This is a genomic window from Candidatus Nitrosopumilus sp., assembly GCF_965262695.1.
GTDB lineage: Archaea > Thermoproteota > Nitrososphaeria > Nitrososphaerales > Nitrosopumilaceae > Nitrosopumilus.
The window spans coordinates 1,414,053-1,433,399 of record NZ_OZ253550.1; the positions used below are offsets into that span (position 1 = coordinate 1,414,053).

A 19,347-nucleotide genomic window follows, 5' to 3' on the forward strand; every position below is an offset into this window, starting at 1 on the left:
TATTCAATATTCTTTGTCTTATTAGTTTATTCTGAAATTAATTCATTGTAAACTGCTAAAGTGTTTTTTGCCATTGATTCTGAATTACATTCCTCACTAACTAATTTAAAACCTGACAAACCTAATTTTGTCCTAAGGTCCGGATTTTTTACTAATTTAAGAATTGATTCTGCTAATTCTTTTGGTTCATTTGTTTTTGTGAGTATTCCATGTTCGTTATTGGTTATTGTTGATGGAATTCCATGTACATTGGTTGAAATAACTGTTTTTTTGAATGCAAAGCCTTCTAGAGGTGTTAAAGGAGATAACTCCCATCTTGAGGGTAATACTAAGAATTCACTTTCAGAATATGCAGCAATTACATCTTTTCTAGCCGGATTTTTTATCACTACAATCTTTTGTTCCAATTTCATATCTTTGATCATTTTAAACATATTTTTTTCATATCCAAAATCTACTCCCATAATCACTAGTTTTAATTCGGCTATTTCTGGTTCATTTTTAATTAGGTCAAATGCTTGAATTAAGACATCTACTCCCTTAACTTTGTTGAATCTTCCTACAAATAAAATAAATTGTTCATTGATAGAATATTTTTCCCTAAAATCATTTTTTATTTCTCTAAAATCATCTAAATTAATTCCATTTTTGATTATAATGGTTTTATGTTCAGCATTCAATTCTTCAAATATTCTTTGTTCATATTTGTTTGCAACAATAATTTTTGAAGCTTGATTAATTACAAAATTTATCATTGGTTTTTGTAACTTATAAAAAATTTTTTTAATTATTCCATTCTTTTTAAGATCTGGATGGGTAGTTAATCCACCTTGATCAGAAAGAACCAGAGGAATTTTTTTATTTTTAGATACAATTGCAGCAATAAATGATTGAAAACTTCGTATCCCAATAGAATGTATTATGTCTGATTTATCATTTTTTAATTGATTATACATTTTTGGATTTATAAAAAATAATCCATATGAAAACAAGACATGTGTCCTTTTTATGAAAATTTTTTCTACTGATTCACATCTTGGAAGATGTTTATTGAACGTTTTAGGATTATTTGCAAAATCCATATCTGTTGTGTATATTGTTACGTTGTGATTTAATTTTGATATTTCTCGTGCTAAATCAACTGCTAAGAATAGAATTCCTCCAAATTGTGTAGCTGGTAACGAAGCAGGACATACTAATGCAATTTTCATATTTTTTCCTATGACTAATTATTAAAGACTCTTTGGTCTAAAAATTATTCAAGAAAAAATTCTTTTAACTCTAATTTTTTCTATTTTTCTGCGTATAATATTCCTAAATTTTTGGATGTTTTAATTTCTATTAATCTGAAATGTTCTTTTAATGATTTTTTTAAATTGCTTAAATCATCAAAATTTTCATTGATAATATGATACTCTAAACAGATTTTTTTAATTATTTTGATGTGGTTTTTTGATAAATTCTTAAGAATTTCGAATTCTGCCCCTTCACAATCTAATTTTATATTACATTCTTCCAGATTATTATCTTCAATTATAGTTTGAATAGATACGGATTCAATTTCTTCAAATCTATCTTTTTTTTCAAATATGTTGTGTGCAGCAGAATCATTTTCATCTAGAAAAATTTTAATTTTTTCATCTTTTGCTGAAACAGCTTTATTATATAATAAAATATTTGTTAATTTATTCATTTTAATATTTTCTTGTAATAATTGAAAATTTTCTTTTACTGGTTCAAAACATAAAATTTTTCCTTTTTTACAAAACTGTGATGCATACAATGCAAATAATCCAACATGTGCACCAACATCAATTATGGGAATGTTTTCATCAATTTTAAATCCAATACTTTTGTATTCTTGAACTAACCAAACATTTGCAAATGCATGTATGTCTGTTTCTTTAGTTCTTAATTTACATTTTAATCCGTTTTTGAACTCTAAAATAAAATATTTTTTATTATACAAACCAAAATATACCAATGGAATAATATGCCAATTTTTTATTTTCTGAATCGTTTGAATTAGAAATTTTATTTTATTCATATTATTCATTTTTAGTTTGATAATTTTAGTGTAAGAATATATCGTTTTGATTTTTCTACTAAATAAATTAATAATTTTGATTTATTGTAGTGAAGATTAATAGATATGTGTTTTTTTGATAGATTATGAAAATTATGATTACCGGTGGCATGGGTTTTGTGGGCAGTCATCTTACAGAATCTCTTTTAAGAAAAAATCACGATTTGATTATTTTATCAAAAAGTCTAACTAAAAGAAATAACATTTCAACAATTTTTAAAAAAATTAAATTTGAAAAAGTTAATACTACAAATCACTCTAAACTGAAAAAAATTATTGAAAGACATAGACCTGAAATTATTGTTCATCTAGCTGGAGAAACTTCTCATTCTAAATCTTTTAAATATCCTTTACGCGATATAGAATCTAATTCTAAATCCACATTATTTATTCTTGAAACAATTAGAAAACTAAAATTAAATTGTAAATTTGTTTTAGGTAGTACTTTCATAGTAGTTGGAAAACCAAAAAAATTACCCGTTACTGAAAATACTCCTTGTAATCCTACAACAATTTATGGAATTAATCGACTGTCTAGCGAATATTTCACTAAGGTTTATCATGACGTTTATGGTCTTGATACCAATATCTTTCGTATAACCAATTCTTTTGGTCCTAGAGAACAAATAATTCCACAAAAAAATGCTGTAAATTATTTAATTTATTCTGCATTCAAAGGAAATGACTTAACAATTTACAATAAGGGGAAATTCTATCGTGATCTTGTCTATGTCTCTGATGTGGTCTCAGGTATTGAAACAATTTTGAAAAAAGGTAAATCTGGAGAACTTTACTGGATTTCTTCTGGTAAGAAAACTTGGTTTTATGAATTAGGAAAAATTCTTGAAGATCTAACAAAAACTAAAGTTCAATACGTAGATTCACCTACATATACAAAAAAAGTTGATGTAGGAAATTTTGTTGTTAATAATTCTAAATTAAGAAAATTAGGTTGGAAACCAACTGTTTCTTTACGAAAAGGAATTCTTAATACATTGGATTATTTTTCAACAACTAAAAATAATTTTTAGTTTTGATTATTTGAGAGAAAATTTTCAAATGATGAAAATCTAAAAGTTTTCAGTAGTTTCTCCATCTTTGAATATGTTTTTTCCAAATTGTAATATGTGATAAATTTATCTTTTAGAGGTAATGGAATTTTTGGCATATATTCTGGTGTTAGTTCCCATGAATGTATATAGAAAGTACTAGGAATTTCATTTTTTTCATATTTCTTTATTGCATTACTGATTATTTTTAGTGGTAAAATCCTCAAATAAAATCCTCCTGCGGCAGGAATTTTTTTCCCTAGAACTTTTGTTACTAATAATGGAAATTCCATTATTTTTCCATCTTTATTGTTTTGATCAATACTGTCACTTGAAATTCTATAGGGTGAAATTTGTTTAGATTCAATTCCATACATTGATGTTTTTACAGGTACGATGCTACTATCATAAGTATAATTATTTTCTGCCAAACTATCTATTGCCCATTTTGTCGAATAATTGAGAGAAAATGTTGGAGCCCTAAACCCTTTAGATTTACCCTCAGATAACTTTTCAAATTCTTTTAATTCATCATCAAATCTTTCTTTACATCCAATAGAATCAAGTTTAGTGTGATACATTGTATGGAATCCAATCTCATGTCCATTTTCTAAGATAATATCCAAAAGTTCTGGTTTGTATTCAATCAATTCTCCTACAACAAAAAACGTTGCAGTTGTTTCATTTTTTCTAAGTAATTCTATAATTTTTTGAATACCTTTGATTACTTTTGGTTCTTTCTTTTCATTGGTTAATCTCCTTTGAATTAATTCAGGATGATACCAATCTTCAAAATCAATGCCTAACAGATTCAATTTATTCAATTTTTTTTATTATTCTTGCGGGATTTCCACCAACAACACAATTATCTGGTATTGAACTTGTAACAACACTGCCTACTGATAACACTGAATTTTTTCCTATTGTTGTTCCTGGTCCTATGATACATCCTGGATTGATCCATGCACCTGATTTGATTATAACAGGATCAGTTTTTCTTGGATAATGATTTTGTTTTAAAAATAAATTAGCTGATGGATTTACATGACTAAAAATCATTGTATTGCTACCTATCCCAACATTGTCTTCAATTGTGATTAATTTTGGATATATAAGATCTAAAATTACATATGGGGAAATATGACATGATCTTCCAATTTTGACCCCTCTCTTTCTTTGCATACTAACTGCAAATCCTGGATGTAGTGAATGATATGCAAGTGAATGTAGAACCCATGAACGAAGAAATTTTGATTTTAATTTTAGTTTTCCAATGTTGCCTCTAAGATTATAAAATTCCATAACTTCTTTTTCATTTATTAAAAAAATATCTTCTGATTTGTCCACTTTCTTATTTACTTCCATTCTGTCTAAATCTAATCTTAGTTGATAAACATTTATTCACTATTTTCATTAATTTTGCATTTTGTTATATAATAATTTTTTAATTCTCTGTAGAGAACTTTTTTTGTAGGTCCTTTTGGTATATCATCTAAATCAATTAGATTATTTATAAAGAAAACTTTTTTTGGTTGCTTGTAATTTGCAATTTTGTTTTTACAAAATTCTTTTATCTCGTTTTCATCTAATTTTTTATTTTTTTTAATTTTTATAAATGCACATATCTCTTCTCCCAATAATTTATCAGGAATTCCTATAACCGCACATTCATCTATGTCTGGATGTTTGTATAAAATATTTTCAAGCTCTGACGGATAGATATTTTCTCCTCCTTTGATTATTAACGAATCTTTTCTTCCATGAATGTAAAAATAACCATTCTCATCTTTTCTACCATAATCTCCACTATGAAACCATCCATCTTGAAATGATTTTTTATTTCTCTCTTCTAATCCTAGATATCCTTCAGTTACATTATATCCTTTAATACAAATTTCTCCTTCAACATTAGATTCTAAAATACAATTTTTTTCATCCAAAATCTCCATCTCATTAGTTAACAAAGCTTTTCCAATTGAGCCAAATTTTCTTTTTTCTGCAGGATAGTTATTTATGCAGGAAAATGATGTTGTTTCCGTTAAACCATATCCTTCAAAAATTGGAACAAAAAATCTTTTTTCAAATTCATTTTGTACTGTTCTTGTTAAAACTTGTCCTCCGCAAAGAATTGCATTAAGGGTTTTATCTTTCCGGTTTTTTGGCAGGCTCAATAATATTGATAAAATTGATGCCATTACACTAGTCCATGTGGCTTTGTACTGATTCACTAAATCCCAAAATGAATACAAACTAACTTTTCCTTTAACAATAATTGTAGAACCTCCTGCATACAAAGGTGCTAAAAGAGTTGTAATTTGTCCATTATTATGAAATAAAGGGAGTATGCATAATGTTCTAGTTTCCTTATTAAAACAAAACCATTCTGAAATAGATTTTGCGTCAGCTAAAAGGTTCATGTGAGATAATTTTACACCTTTAGGATTTCCTGTTGTTCCTGAAGTGTAAATTATTACTGCTAAATCATTTATTGAAACATTGTTTTTGAAATCCAGTTCTATTTGTTCATATGAATTATCAAAATCATAAATTGATTTTATTTTTACAAATTTTTCAGATGGGAAAAATTGATTTAATTCATTAATTTTTAATTCTAGTTTTTCATCAAAAAATATTAGTTTTGTATCACTGTCCTCTACAATGTATTTAATTTCTCTTGATGATATATCTGGATTAATTGGTACGATTGTTATTCCTAAAATTAATCCAGTAAAATATAATATTAAAAATTCTGGTGAATTATGGAAAACTAGTGAAATTTTTTCACCTTTTTTTAGTCCAATCGATTTGAAATATTGTATGGATTTCACTAGTAATTTTTTAAACTCAATAAATGTAAATTCATCCGTTCCTTTTCCTGGACAAATCAAAAATATTTTGTCTGGTGTTTCATTTACTTTTTTTGAAAATAATTCTCCTATATTTTCATATTCTAAATCAATTTGGTTTTTTATTTTTTGATGTTCAGAAAGCTGAGATGAATCAATCATTGTAAATATTTTAAAATTTTTTTCTTTATTGCCGGCATAGAAGTCATATCTAATGTATCTGAAAAATCTATAGTAATATCAAATGTTTCTTCAATTGCAATAATTAATTGAATATGTTTTAAAGAATCCCATTCTGGTATATCTTCCATTGATGATTCTAATGTGACATTTTTATTTTGCAATACATCATTTGCTATTTTTTCGATTTTTTTATCAATATTTTGTTCATTAACCATTTTTTTCCTCATTTTGAATAATTTTATCTATGTGTTTGGCCACTCTCATTAAACCTTCTTCAATTTTTTCAATATCTTCAACTAATGGGCCGACTGATAGTCTAATTGCATTCATTCCAGTTCTACCAAATCCCCATCCTGGAACAAATAATACGCTAGCTTTTTTCAAAGTATTTTCAACAAATTTTGTTCCATCTGAATTCACTTTTACAAAAAAATAAAGTCCTCCTTCTGGTTCAATAATGGGGAAATTAAGATATTTTTTAATCATTTGAGATGTTTTTTCCATAGCATTTTTGTAAAGCTTTCTTGTTTCTTTGATGTATTTTGTTAATGTTTTATTTTCAATTGATTTGTTAATAAATTCTGAAAATGCCATTTGATGTAGTGTATCGGGGCATAGTGATGTTGAATTTTGAATTGATTCCATAGCATCTATAACATATTTTGGTGCTTCAATCCAACCTAATCTTCGACCTAATCCTCTACACCATTTAGAATTTGATCTTATTGATACAAAATTTTCATTTGGAGCCCATGAGAAATATGATGGAAATTTTTCATCAAAAATTAATTCCTTATATGCAAAATCTACTACAATAAATGCATCAATCTTCTTTGCTGCAGCTAGAGCTGCACTCATAAATTTTTCAGATAAAATTTTTGAAGTGGGATTATCAGGCGTTGTTAATAAAATCATTTTTGGTTTATTTTCAATTATATATTCTGAAAACGCTTCAATTTTTTTATCTGCAATAAATTCCCATTTATCTACATCAATAACTGGAAAACTTAGTATTTTGATATCTGGTATTCCAGTAATTAACTGTGTAGGATAATTACAATAGTAAGGATCCAATAACAAAATTTTATCTCCAGGATCAAGTATAGTTACAAACAAATTCATTGCTAATTGAGTTGAACCTGACCCTGCAGCAATTTCTTTTTCAGAAATATCCATGTCGTATAATTCCTTTTCAAATTTACAAATTGCTTTTTTAAAATCACTGTCTCCAAATGTTGCAGAATACTTTCCTGATTTGTGGAATAATTGTTGATCTGAAACTAATTTTTCATAAGATTCTCTTAATTCTTTAGGAGATTCATGATTCACCCATCCTCCTGCCATGGAAATTAATTCTTCAGGTTTAACTCCAAGACTTTCTATATATTCAGGTTCAGCAAAACTCATTATTTGTCTGACTGGTGACATTTTTCTCTTAAATTTTTCAGCTTTTTTTGAAATCTTTGCCAATACACAAAACGCTCCGAGGAGAATAAATAAACATTGCCTCAATATATTGACATGCTTGAAAAAATTGGCTCTGGAATAGATATTGTTGATGTGACTAGATTTAGAGAATTGCCTTTCCAATCTAATAAAAAATTTTACGAAAAAATTTTTACCAATTCAGAAATTAAATATTGTTTAAAATTTCAAGATTCATATTCGCATTTTGCAGGAAAATTTGCTTTGAAAGAAGCATTAATGAAATCAATTAATATCAAAGAAGATTTTTTAAAAATTGAAACTAGTCATTCTAAATCAAAACCATCAATTCGCTTAAAAAATGAAAATAATAAAAATTTTATTTTTGTAGCATCAATTTCACATGAAAAAAATTATGCTATTGGAATGATTCTGTCAGAACAACTTTAAAATTTATTTCAATGCATTTTTAGCTTTTTGACTTAATTTTACTATTATTTTGTTAATGAATTTATTTGATTTTCCACCATACAAATTTCCTGGAATCAAAATATCGTTTGGAAAAAAATTAATTAATTCTAAATCTGATTTTATTTTTTTATCTTCAAGTTCTTCGTATTTTTCTTTAATTCTTTTTTTATTTCTACATATTTCTCTTTCTGCTCTTATTTTTGAATTTGGGAATCCTTTCGAGAAATAAAACACCCAAACAAAAAAATCTACTAATAACAAATATGGTAAAATTTTTCTATATGTTTTTTTTGAATAATGTGTTTTGATACAATATTTTCTATTTCTTTCTAACCAGTAAAATTTTTCTGCACTCCATTTTAACGCATAACTTTCAGCATGGAAAATTCTTGATTTTGGAACATAATAGGAATTTATTCCTAAATGTGCAGCTCTCCATCCTAGTTCAAGATCATCATGATAAAGAAATAGGAAATCATCTAAAAATCCAATTTTTTTTAGCACTTTCATAGATGTAAATAGGCATGTTCCAGATGCATAACCAACTTTTTCAATTTCATTATGTTGATTGTTATCTGTTAATCCTCTATCTCTAGGGAAACCAAAACCAAAAATATGTTGCATATTTCCAGTGCTTAACAAAGTTTTTGGAGATTCTAATGACAAAATTTTTGGTTGATACAAACCATCTCCTACTATATTATGTGCATCTAGGAAATGATTTAGCCAGTCGGATTCAACAATTGTATCTGGATTCAAAATTACAACAAATTCTCCCTGTGCATGTTTTAATCCAATATTATTTCCTTCACAATATCCCAAATTCGATTCATTTTCAATAAGAATAATTTTTGGAAATTTCTCTTTACATATTTTTTGACTATTATCTTTTGAAACGTTATCAACTACTATTACTTCATAATTTGTATATTTTGACTTGAAAACAGAATCAACACAATTTAATAAAAAATTACCTGCATTATAATTTAAAATGATTATGCTGATTAATGGGTCCATGTTCTAACTGTTTTTTGAATTAATCCAGATATTTAACATTACACAAATTTAGAGATAGACTTTGGTTCCTTCACCTAACATGAATATTTTTTCATTATTATTTTGATTAGTTTGAATCACTGAATTTTTTGAAATGATACTGTCTTTTATTGATATGTTACATTTGACCTCACAATCTGACATTACTATGGAATTTTTTATTGAACATTGAGAAACAACTGAATTATCCCCAATGCTTACATTAGGTCCAATTATTGATTTTTTCTCAATTATACAATCATCTCCAATTATTGCTGGACCATTGATCACAACATCGTCTTTGATGATAGTATTTTTACCTACGATCACATTTCCATTTAATCTAACATTTTCCTCTTTTTTTCCATCAAAATATGGAATTACTTTTTCCAAGATTGCACTATTTGCATTTAAGATATCTTCTGGGGTTCCAGTATCTTTCCAATAATCTGTAATCATACGATATGTAATCTTGTCATTTTTTTCACGTAAAATATCTAGTGCATCTGTAATTTCTAATTCATTCCTCCAAGATGGTTTAAGTTTTTCAATAATATCAAAAATTAGTGGAGTTAAGAAATAGATTCCAGTCACTGCTAAATTGGTAGGTGGATTTTTTGGTTTTTCTATAATTTTTAAAATTTTTTCATTCTTTACATCTGCAATACCAAATCGTGATGGATTATCTACTTCGCACAATAAAAGTAATGCATCAAAATTTGAATTTTGAAAATATGCTACATAATCTTTTATCGATCTTTGAATAATATTATCTCCTAAAAACACTACAAATTTTTCATTTTGAATAAATTCTTTACATAATCCAATGGCATGTGAAATTCCTTTTGGATAATCCTGTTCAATATACGTAAATTTTACACCAAATTTTTCACCATCTCCATAATATTCTCGTACTTTGTTAGAACCAATTCCTCCAACTATTATGGCAATTTCTTTTATTCCTGATTCCTTTAACACTTCAACTCCATACTGTGACATTGGCTTATTGGCAATTGGGAGTAATTGCTTAGGGCCTGTGTGTGTAAGTGGTCTTAATCTTGTTCCATGGCCTCCATGAAGAATTATTCCTTTCATGCAAATTCTCATAATTGTGTATTAATAAATCAAATTTAGTTTTTCCAGGGTGTCGGATTTAATGTATCTTGAGAAATGTTCTCCCACCATTTTTTGTTTTCTAAATACCATTTTACTGTATTTTCCAATCCTAAATCAAATTTAGTTTTGGGATTCCAATTTAACTCATTACGAATTTTTGTTGAGTCTAAACTATATCTAAAATCATGACCCGGTCTATCTTCAACAAATTCAATTAAATCTTCTGATTTATCCAAAATTGAAAGAATTTTTTTTATAATTGTTATGTTGCTGATCTCATTTTTTGCAGATATATTATATGATTCACCAAATTTTCCATCTTGTAGAATTTTTAAAACTGCATCACAATGATCATCAACATAAATCCAATCACGTACATTTTTTCCCGAACCATAAACTGGAATATTTTTATCTGATTCTGCTAAAATAATTGTTTTTGGAATTAATTTTTCTGGGAATTGTCTTGGTCCATAATTATTAGTACAACGTGTTATTACACAATCACAATTATATGTTGTAATATATGATTTAATCAATAATTCTGCAGATGCTTTTGTTGAAGCATATGGGCTAGATGGATTCATTCTAAATAATTCATCAGCAGAATCATTTTCTAAACTTCCAAAAACTTCATCAGTTGAAATTTGCACCAATTTTTTCTTTTCTTTTTTTATTGCTTCTAAAATAATAAACACACCAAAATAATTTGAATCTACAAATGGTTTAACATTAGAAATACTTCTGTCTACATGTGATTCTGCTGCAAAATTCATTACTATGTCACAATCTTTTACAAGTTTATTGACTATTTTTTCATCTGTTATGTTACCTTTAACAAATTCATAATTTTTTGAATTTTCAACAGATGATAAACTTTCATGGTTTGAACCATAAAATTCATTATCTAAATTAATTATTTGAAATGAAGTATCTTTCAAAATTTTTAAAATAAAATTACTTCCAATAAATCCTAGACCTCCAGTTACTAATAATTTCATAATTTAATTGAAATTTTGTTTATAATAAGTTGATTGATTTATCTAATCAAAAATTTGTAAATATAATTTTAAAATTTTTTAAATATATTTTTATTACTATTATCAGTCAAAAATATAAATTGAAAAATGATACTATAAGATCAATTAAACTGGAAACCCATCTTACCAAAGATATTGAAGACAATCATATCAATGGAGTTCTTACAGTAATCTGGAGAGATTGGGATGAAATTTTAGAAATTGAACCTAAAATGATTTATATTTCATCAGTAAATCCTGGAGAAATTAAAGGTCCACATTTGCATACTAAACGAGATAGTTATTTTATTTGCATTCGTGGGAAAGTGATCTTTGTTGCTCAAGATGAAAAAGGCGAATACCATGAAATTGAATCTAGTGAAAAAAATCCAGTGTTAGTCCAAGTCCCAAAAAATTTCTCATCTGCACATATTAATACTACTGATGAATTGGCTACCGTCTTAACTTTAGCAAATCCAGCTTGGCGACCTAACGACAACGAAATGAAAAACGTGTCGTTTGAAGATTATGATTGGAAGAAATGGGATATTGAGCGATAATCCTTCTTCAAACAATAAAATTATTTTGATTGATGATCAAACTGATTTTAGTACAGTTAATGAATTAATTAAAGAAAAATCTCACTTTAAAATAATATCTTTTGATTATAAGACTCATAAAAAATTAATTAAAGAAAAAATTATTCATGAGTCTTCTGATAATTTTTTAAATGAAAATGATATTGATCAATTACAGAAACAAGTTTATGAATTTAGTAAATGGTGTTATCAAGAAAGTATAATTGACGAAATCCATTTTGATAAATTGAATATTGGAAATTTGTTCCATGAACAAATTATAGAATTTTTAACAGGTTTTTTAAAAAAATCATATGAAGTTTTTAAAATCTGTCAAAGTAATCCTGATTCAACATTCTTTGCATCAGAACAAATCTATTCCTTGGTTCAAAATTTAAATCTAAAAGTCATTCAATTGAAACAGAAAAATAAGATGTACAATTTTGCACACGATAAGGTTAGAATTAACATCAAATTTGGGAATAAATTTGTAACATTTTTCATTTCTAGATCATCATATAAAAAATTTAAAAATATTTCTGAAAAACTTATTCATACTTTTTTCGGTCCTAAAATTAAGCAAAATTTTGATGAAAATGTACTAGTGGTAGAATTTCCTACCAATAGATATGAAGAATTATTTTCCAAATCAAAAAATTTTCCTTTTTCTTTATTTTTCTATGGAAGAAGACGACCTGCGTTTTGGAATTTAAAAACATTTGATATAATAAAAAAATCTAAAATCAAAGTTATCACCCCTCATATTAAATCATCTTCTTATGTTGCAGAACTTTCAAGAAAAATTTCTAACGAAATATCTTCTAATATTGAATTGCTATGGTCAAAAAACAAATTTTTTGAAGAATATTTTGTACAAAACAACATATCTTTATGGAAATATATGAAACCTTATTTTATAGAATTAATTCAAAAAAGAATTTCTGAGATTTCTTACGAGATTGCATTAGCTAAAATATTATTTCAAGAATTTAAAATAAAAACTGTTTTAGTTTTACAAGAAGTAGGTGTAACAGAACAAATAATTATTCACTATGCAAAACAAAAAGGAATTCCAGTATCTCTTTTACAAATTGGTCTTCATTATGATACATCTGAAGCAATTGAAGCTAATGTTTCCCAAAGTGTATATCCTATTAAAGCAGATAATTTTCTTACTTGGGGAGATATCAATGTGAATGATGCTATTGAAAATGGTCACATATCCCCTTCTAACATAATCAAAGTTGGTGCACCTAGATATGATAATACTAATGTTCTTGAATCTAAAGAAGAAAATTACATTCTTTTAGCAACTTCTGGACCTGGTCACATGCATATTAGAGGAAGAATAATTAATAATATTAAGAATTATAATGAAACTATTTCCAAAATTTGTCAAATCGTATCTGAAAGTCAAGAACAATTAATTATAAAATCTCATCCTTCAGCAGATGAATTAGATGTTAGCGATATTGCAAAAAAAATTGATCCGAATATCAAGATTGTGACTACTGGAGATGTATTGTCTCTAATTAGAAAATGTAAAGTGTTAATCATGGTAGGATTATCCACCACAATTATTGAAAGCCAATTATTGCAAAAACCCGTAATTTTTATTCCTTCAATTGATTATGCGTTAGGAGTACCTCAAATATTAAAACATGAATCCTGTGTTATCTCATCTACAAATTCATTAAAAGAAATTTTGTCTAAACTAAATACTGATGAGAAATTTAAAAAATCTGTAATTGATAATGGAAATCAATTTTTAAAAAAATACCTCTCTAATCTAAATTCTGCATCACAAACACTATTGAATTCTATTGTTAAACATTAGTTTTGTAGAAATTCTGAAAATTTCATACATTTGATTCCCTTTCCAAATAATGCCCCCCCTTCCGTTGCATTAATTGTCACAACTCTATCTGAAGTTTTTTCTATGAATTCTTTGAATGCATTACAATAATATTGATACAATGGTGTTTGCCTACATTCACAATTAAACTCAGGATTATATACAATAGGATATGCCTTCTTAAAAGAAATACTTTGTTTATCTACAGAATCTGGTAAATTGTAATGTTCTAATTGCTCTAGAGGTGTATTGACGGGATAACCTTGGTCTAATCCTATTAAACAAACTTTTTTAGATTTTAATATTGTCCATGCTAATATCCAAGAGGTTGTACCCACATTTCCACCTGTTTGTAATGCAGGGAAACCTTTAGGATGTTTCTTATTTTTACTCATTAATCCAATTATGTGATTAAAAGAAGTACTTTTTTGATTGTAATCTACTAATGCATGAAACCAAAAAACTTTGATTTTGTTTTGAATTATTGCTTGATATGTTGAATTAGGTACTGTACTTGATAACATACATTTTATTTTATTTCCAAATTTTTTTACAATTTCTTCTTGATAAAATTTTTTTTGATGTTCTTGCACGTCAATAGTAACAACATAAAAATTTTCAAATTTTTCAGGAGTGATGCCTGATTTTAACACTAATGGGAGAACCCCATCTGTGCAAATAATATTTCCTGAAAAATCACTTTTTTTGAGAATTTCTAAATGATTATTCTTCATTAATGATGGCCCCCTCCCTATTACTATTGATGAAATTTCTTTTTTATCATTTTGAGTTCTTCCAACTAATTGATGTAATGAATCTCCATTTGACAAATCAGTAAGATTATCTGCAAAATTTCTAATCCATCCATTATAATATTTCTCTAGATTATTTTTTTGAAAAATTTTTTCTATGATTTGTTTATCCGAATCATGATAGTCTAATTCAAAAGCAATTCTAAACCATTTATCCCAAGAGATATGTTCATATCCCATTTCTTGCTTTTTTTGTTTTAATTGTAGAAATGTCCCCTCTTGTAATTCAAAATTTGAATCCTCAGACATAATAAATCCACAAATGATTAAGTATTAATCTTAACTCATTTTAGAAATTAAAAACAAGTAATTTACTCTTTAAATCTCATCAATAAAAAACTCATCATCTTTATTTTTACTTCTAAATATCATATGAGAACCTACTCCTGAACGTTCTATGATGGATTCTAACTCTTCTTTGTCATCTCTTTTTTCACCTTCAATTTTTTTTATATTGAAATTTGCTTTCATGTTTGAAAATTTTCTAATAAATTATTTATTCTTTTTGCCAAAAAATAGATTTTTTTATTAAGTAGAAATTTTCACTGATAGTTCTTCTTTGGCTTTGCAAACTGGACAGTCCTTTGACCATTTTTGTTCATGTGGCCAACCTCTAATATGTGCTAATTTTAATAATTTAGATGTGTCTTGTAACCGCATAAAATATTTTATTGCAATAAGATCTCCAAAATCAAATTTTTTACTTACGGTGCAACTATAATCTGTTGCATTATTCAATGACATAAGAAATTTTTCTAACGCTTCTTCTTTCCATTGTTTGATTTTTTCTTCAGAATAATTTGAAATTATTCCTTTATTCACTAGTTCTAAGCGTTCATCATATTGACCTAAGATGTAATCTTCATTATCAAGAAAAATTTTTGTTCCTGGATAAGGTGTACAAATAAACGGATCTACGAATGCATTATTTTTCTTAATAAATGAAACTGTTTCTAATACATCGTTAATGTCTTCATTTGGGTTTCCTACCATAAACGTCATGTGTGGTTCTACCCCTCCTGTTTTCATAATATCTATGGCTTGTTGATTATTTGCAACTGTAACCCCTTTTCCAATATCATTCAAGAGAACTTTATCACTACCACTTTCTCCTCCTACTGAAATGTATACAAAACCAGCTTCTTTCATATGTTGAATGATTTCTGGTGTAATGCTAGGAGCATCACCTGATGTCCCTAATTTGATTTTCTTATGTAATCCTTCTGCAATCCATGCATCACATAGCTCATGTACTCTTTTAGGATTTGATGTAAGATTTTCATCTAATAAACAAATGTAATCAACATTAAATTTCTCTAAAAGATATTTTGCATGATTTATGATGTATTTTGGAGAAAAAAATCTAGTCACTGCTTGAAAACCATATTGCTCATCCATCATTCGTACTTTTTTTGTACCTAGCAATGCCTCTTGATCCCATCGGTTCATTCCATTATGTGTACAAAATGTACATTGTCTAGGACATCCACGTTCTGTAACAAAATTTATTCTTCTTTTACTATTCCAAAAACCACCCGGAAACCACATAGAACCTGAATATTTGAAATAGTCATCCATCTCCATTAGATCATAAGCTGGATAAGGAATAACATCTAAATCTGGAATTAACGGTCTTGGTTCTGTATAAATTAATTCATCATCTTCTCTGTAACAAATTCCTTTAATTTGATTCCACTCTTTTGTATCTGCTGTCTTTAAAATTTCTCTCCATGTAGCTTCACCTTCTCCAATACAAGCAATATCGATCTCAGGATTTAACTTCATGAGTCTATCTGGCATGTATGTGATAAAACCTCCTCCACAAACAATCAAAGAATCAGGATTTAATTTTCTAGAAATCTGTAACAATTTTTTGATATCTTTATACATACTACTTAATCCGCCAATAGCAATTACATCCCATTTTTCTACAGAAATTTGTTTGGCTGCATGTTTCCATGATGGAGTTGGTCTTTTTGAATTAAGATCTAAAAATGCAACTTGATGATTTTCTTCTACTGCAATACTAGCTAAAATTCCTAAACCCGCAGGAATGTCTAGAGGATCTTGATCAACACGTACAGGAGGCTGTATTAGAAGTATCTTCATGAATATCGCCTTCTTAACAAGTATTTAAGGGTAGATTTAGATTTTTTGTGAATATGTTTTAAATTATTATGTTTTTTTAAATTTTGAAGAAGATTATATTCATTGATTGCATTGTTATTTTGATGATAGGATGTATTATTCAAGCAAGACTAGGTTCATCAAGATTACCTGGAAAAGCAATGATGAAGGTAGATAATGAAAATACTGTTCTATCCTTTTTATTAAATCAATTAAAAAATTCAAAATTAATTGATAAAATTGTTGTTGCAACAACAGAACTCAAAGAAGACGATATAATTTTTGATTATGTTACAAATCTTAACATTGAATGTTTTAGAGGAGATGAGAATGATGTGCTTGATAGACATTTTCAATGTGCTAAGAAATATGATTTTTCTTCAATAGTGAGAATCCCATCTGACAAACCTCTAATTGATCCTGAAATTGTTGATAGTGTTATTGAAAAATTTATCTCATCCAATTTCCATTATATTACAAATTTTCAACCATATACATTTCCATATGGAACTGAGGTAGAGATAATGACTTTTGAATCCTTGAAGCGATGTTGGGAAGAAGCTAAATTGCCATCGGAAAGAGAACATGTTACCCCCTATATTTATAAAAATAAGGAAAAATTCAATATTTTTAATTTAGAATATGGTGAAAATCTATCTCATTTGAGATGGGAGGTTGATAGAATAGAAGATCTTGAATTAGTAAAAAATTTAATTTCTATTATTAAATCAAGACCAATTCTAATGAAAGATATTGTTGAAATTTGGAAACAACAGCCAGATATATTTTTAAAAAACACTAAACACAATTTTGACGAAGGATATCAAAAATCATTAAAAGAAGATAAAAATTTCTTAAATCATAAAAGAATTAATTAAAGATGAAAATGACTGAAAAAATTAAATTATTCGATCCTGTTACAAATTCAAAAGAAAAACAAGCTGTTAATGATGTTTTACAAAGTCATTTTTGGGCATCTGGAGCAGGTACTGGATATGTTAAAAAATTTGAAACATCATTTAGAAAATATGTTGGAGCAAAAGACTGTTTAGCAGTAAACAGTGGCACTGCTGCATTAAACTTGGCACTTTCTTTAATTGATATTAAAGATAAAGAAGTTATACTTCCATCTCTCTCATTTGTTTCAACTGCAAATGCTATTTTATTAAATGGTGGAAAACCTGTTTTTGTTGATATTGATCCAAAAACACTTTGTATAGATTCAGATAAAATCCAAAGCTCCATTTCATCTAAAACTAAAATTATTTTACCCGTTCATTTTGGAGGACTTCCATCTAACATAGACTCTATTGAAAAAATTTGCAAAAAAAATAATCTTTCTTTAATTGAAGATGCTGCTCATGCATCAGGTTCTATCTTTAAAAAGAAAAAAATTGGAAGTCATGGTTTTGCAGTATGTTTTAGCTTCCATCCTGTAAAAAATTTAGCAATGCCTACAGGTGGAATTATTGCAATCAATTCAAAAAATCACAAACAAATCAGTAAAAAAATTATTGCAAGAAGATGGTGTGGAATTACAAATAGAAAAAATTTCCATTATGATGTAAAAGAAATTGGATGGAATTACTATATGAATGAATTTTCTGCTGCAATCGGATTAGTGCAATTAAAAAAATTAAATATGCTCAATAAAAAAAGACAGAAAATCGCTAAACAATATGAAAAAGAATTGAAAATACCTCAAAAAATGCCTTTTTCAAAAGACTGTTCTTATCATCTATATTGGATTTTGACAAAAAAAAGAAAATCATTCATGAAAAAAATGAAAAATATGGGTATAGAAACTGGAATTCATTATAACCCAATTCATAAAATGACATTGTACAAATCAACTAAAGAATTACCTATAACTGAAAAAGTTGGAAATGAAGTTGTAACAATACCAATACATCCAAATCTAACTACTGAAAATGTAGAAAAAATCATAAAATACACAAACGAATTTTCCTAACCTTTTTCTATTGCAAAAAATTTGGTAAATTAGTAATGACTTTAAAAGAAATTATTCAAAAAATGACTAATCAATTTGGATATCATTTGATAAAAATTGATGATAAAACTATTGCTGACTATCAAAGATGTTATCCCTACACATCATATACTTATTCTCCATGGTTTTCAGAATGGTTTCAAAAAATCTATGATAAAATAAAGAATCATACTAAAGTGACTGAGGATAGATGCTATGTAATTTACATTTTAGCTAAACAATGTTTGAATGTTAATGGTGATTTTGCAGAATGTGGTGTTTACAAAGGTGGAACATCATTCCTGATCTCTTCAATAATAGATGATTCATCATTAAAAAAACAATTACATCTATTTGATACTTTTAAAGGAATGCCAAAATATGCCGATGATGATCCTAGTAGTCATACTCAAGATGATTTCAACGACACATCTGAAGAAACTGTAAAATCTTTTTTACAAGATTTTCAATTCATAGAATTTTACCCTGGATTAATTCCGTTAACTTTTAAAAATATAACAGAAAAAACTTTTTCGTTTGTACATATTGATGTAGATCTATACAAAAGTGTTGATGATTGTTGCAAGTTTTTTTATTCAAAAATGAATCCTGGTGGAGTCATGCTGTTTGATGATTATGGATTTAAAGGGTATCAATTAGCAGCAAGAAAAGCTGTTGATGAGTTTTTTAAAGATAAACCAGAAAATCCTTTAGTTCTTCAAAATGGACAATGTTTAGTAATAAAATTATGATTTATT

At 27.2% G+C, this 19,347-nt stretch carries 20 protein-coding genes; 7 read left to right on the forward strand and 13 right to left on the reverse strand.

What is annotated here, in order from left to right:
• Positions 1-26: 26 nt before the first annotated feature.
• Together ACQY2P_RS08550 and ACQY2P_RS08555 are read right to left on the reverse strand one after the other, a co-directional pair.
• Entirely contained in the window at positions 27-1,211 is a 1,185-nt protein-coding gene (locus ACQY2P_RS08550; protein WP_428326207.1) for a glycosyltransferase family 4 protein, read from the reverse strand.
• An 80-nt stretch (positions 1,212-1,291) separates the two neighbouring features.
• Positions 1,292-2,047: an FkbM family methyltransferase gene (locus ACQY2P_RS08555; protein ID WP_428326208.1), complete on the reverse strand. Its 756-nt coding sequence runs from the start codon at positions 2,045-2,047 to the stop codon at positions 1,292-1,294.
• A 125-nt stretch (positions 2,048-2,172) separates the two neighbouring features.
• On the opposite strand from ACQY2P_RS08555, the gene ACQY2P_RS08560 reads away from it, so the two are divergent.
• A complete protein-coding gene (locus ACQY2P_RS08560) occupies positions 2,173-3,117 on the forward strand; it encodes a GDP-mannose 4,6-dehydratase (RefSeq protein ID WP_428326209.1) in 945 nt (314 codons plus the stop codon).
• On the opposite strand, the gene ACQY2P_RS08565 is transcribed toward ACQY2P_RS08560, so the two are convergent.
• The 5 genes from ACQY2P_RS08565 to ACQY2P_RS08585 are packed head-to-tail and all read right to left on the reverse strand — an operon-like array spanning position 3,114 to position 7,634.
• Positions 3,114-3,959 carry a polysaccharide deacetylase family protein gene (locus tag ACQY2P_RS08565; RefSeq protein WP_428326210.1) on the reverse strand — a complete coding sequence of 282 codons (846 nt, stop codon included), beginning with the start codon at positions 3,957-3,959 and terminating at the stop codon, positions 3,114-3,116. The two genes, ACQY2P_RS08560 and ACQY2P_RS08565, sit on opposite strands and share 4 nt — an antisense overlap.
• Positions 3,952-4,500 (reverse strand): acyltransferase, encoded by a 549-nt coding sequence (locus ACQY2P_RS08570; RefSeq protein ID WP_428326211.1) that lies wholly within the window; start codon positions 4,498-4,500, stop codon positions 3,952-3,954. The genes ACQY2P_RS08565 and ACQY2P_RS08570 overlap by 8 nt, the downstream gene beginning before the upstream one ends.
• 32 nt (positions 4,501-4,532) lie before the next feature.
• Positions 4,533-6,143, reverse strand: a complete 1,611-nt coding sequence (locus ACQY2P_RS08575) for a class I adenylate-forming enzyme family protein (RefSeq protein ID WP_428326212.1) — start codon at positions 6,141-6,143, stop codon at positions 4,533-4,535.
• Positions 6,140-6,379: an acyl carrier protein gene (locus ACQY2P_RS08580; protein ID WP_428326213.1), complete on the reverse strand. Its 240-nt coding sequence runs from the start codon at positions 6,377-6,379 to the stop codon at positions 6,140-6,142. The genes ACQY2P_RS08575 and ACQY2P_RS08580 overlap by 4 nt, the downstream gene beginning before the upstream one ends.
• A complete protein-coding gene (locus ACQY2P_RS08585) occupies positions 6,372-7,634 on the reverse strand; it encodes a pyridoxal phosphate-dependent aminotransferase (RefSeq protein ID WP_428326214.1) in 1,263 nt (420 codons plus the stop codon). Before ACQY2P_RS08585 ends, ACQY2P_RS08580 begins: the two co-directional genes overlap by 8 nt.
• Positions 7,635-7,685: 51 nt before the next feature.
• Here ACQY2P_RS08585 and ACQY2P_RS08590 point away from each other — a divergent pair, with 51 nt between their 5' ends.
• A complete protein-coding gene (locus tag ACQY2P_RS08590) occupies positions 7,686-8,039 on the forward strand; it encodes a holo-ACP synthase (RefSeq protein WP_428326215.1) in 354 nt (117 codons plus the stop codon).
• A gap of 3 nt (positions 8,040-8,042) precedes the next feature.
• Here ACQY2P_RS08590 and ACQY2P_RS08595 read toward each other — a convergent pair whose 3' ends face one another.
• Genes ACQY2P_RS08595 through rfbB form a run of 3 tightly spaced genes read right to left on the reverse strand, consistent with a single transcriptional unit; the run spans position 8,043 to position 11,209 of the window.
• Positions 8,043-9,077, reverse strand: coding sequence for a glycosyltransferase family 2 protein (locus tag ACQY2P_RS08595; RefSeq protein WP_428326216.1), 1,035 nt, complete (start codon positions 9,075-9,077; stop codon positions 8,043-8,045).
• A gap of 48 nt (positions 9,078-9,125) precedes the next feature.
• Complete coding sequence (locus ACQY2P_RS08600) at positions 9,126-10,190, reverse strand: glucose-1-phosphate thymidylyltransferase (protein WP_428326217.1); 1,065 nt, start codon at positions 10,188-10,190, stop codon at positions 9,126-9,128.
• A gap of 35 nt (positions 10,191-10,225) precedes the next feature.
• A complete protein-coding gene (gene rfbB, locus ACQY2P_RS08605; RefSeq protein ID WP_428326218.1) occupies positions 10,226-11,209 on the reverse strand; it encodes a dTDP-glucose 4,6-dehydratase in 984 nt (327 codons plus the stop codon).
• 29 nt (positions 11,210-11,238) lie between these two features.
• On the opposite strand from rfbB, the gene ACQY2P_RS08610 reads away from it, so the two are divergent.
• Positions 11,239-11,787: a WxcM-like domain-containing protein gene (locus ACQY2P_RS08610; RefSeq protein WP_428326219.1), complete on the forward strand. Its 549-nt coding sequence runs from the start codon at positions 11,239-11,241 to the stop codon at positions 11,785-11,787.
• Entirely contained in the window at positions 11,756-13,642 is a 1,887-nt protein-coding gene (locus tag ACQY2P_RS08615; protein ID WP_428326220.1) for a hypothetical protein, read from the forward strand. Before ACQY2P_RS08610 ends, ACQY2P_RS08615 begins: the two co-directional genes overlap by 32 nt.
• Here ACQY2P_RS08615 and ACQY2P_RS08620 read toward each other — a convergent pair.
• The 3 genes from ACQY2P_RS08620 to ACQY2P_RS08630 all read right to left on the reverse strand — a co-directional run bounded on the left by ACQY2P_RS08620 (position 13,639) and on the right by ACQY2P_RS08630 (position 16,581).
• Complete coding sequence (locus ACQY2P_RS08620; protein ID WP_428326221.1) at positions 13,639-14,721, reverse strand: 6-hydroxymethylpterin diphosphokinase MptE-like protein; 1,083 nt, start codon at positions 14,719-14,721, stop codon at positions 13,639-13,641. The two genes, ACQY2P_RS08615 and ACQY2P_RS08620, sit on opposite strands and share 4 nt — an antisense overlap.
• A 69-nt stretch (positions 14,722-14,790) precedes the next feature.
• On the reverse strand, positions 14,791-14,943 hold the full coding sequence (locus tag ACQY2P_RS08625; RefSeq protein ID WP_428326222.1) for a hypothetical protein: 153 nt from the start codon (positions 14,941-14,943) through the stop codon (positions 14,791-14,793).
• Positions 14,944-15,000: 57 nt separating this feature from the next.
• On the reverse strand, positions 15,001-16,581 hold the full coding sequence (locus tag ACQY2P_RS08630) for a B12-binding domain-containing radical SAM protein (RefSeq protein ID WP_428326223.1): 1,581 nt from the start codon (positions 16,579-16,581) through the stop codon (positions 15,001-15,003).
• Positions 16,582-16,760: 179 nt separating this feature from the next.
• Between ACQY2P_RS08630 and ACQY2P_RS08635 the strand changes: the two genes are divergently transcribed.
• From ACQY2P_RS08635 to ACQY2P_RS08645, 3 genes are read left to right on the forward strand one after another with little or no spacing between them, the layout of a single operon-like run.
• Entirely contained in the window at positions 16,761-17,477 is a 717-nt protein-coding gene (locus ACQY2P_RS08635) for a cytidylyltransferase domain-containing protein (RefSeq protein ID WP_428326224.1), read from the forward strand.
• 8 nt (positions 17,478-17,485) lie between these two features.
• Positions 17,486-18,571 carry a DegT/DnrJ/EryC1/StrS family aminotransferase gene (locus ACQY2P_RS08640; RefSeq protein WP_428326225.1) on the forward strand — a complete coding sequence of 362 codons (1,086 nt, stop codon included), beginning with the start codon at positions 17,486-17,488 and terminating at the stop codon, positions 18,569-18,571.
• A 35-nt stretch (positions 18,572-18,606) separates the two neighbouring features.
• Positions 18,607-19,341, forward strand: a complete 735-nt coding sequence (locus tag ACQY2P_RS08645; RefSeq protein WP_428326226.1) for a TylF/MycF/NovP-related O-methyltransferase — start codon at positions 18,607-18,609, stop codon at positions 19,339-19,341.
• Positions 19,342-19,347 lie beyond the last annotated feature (6 nt).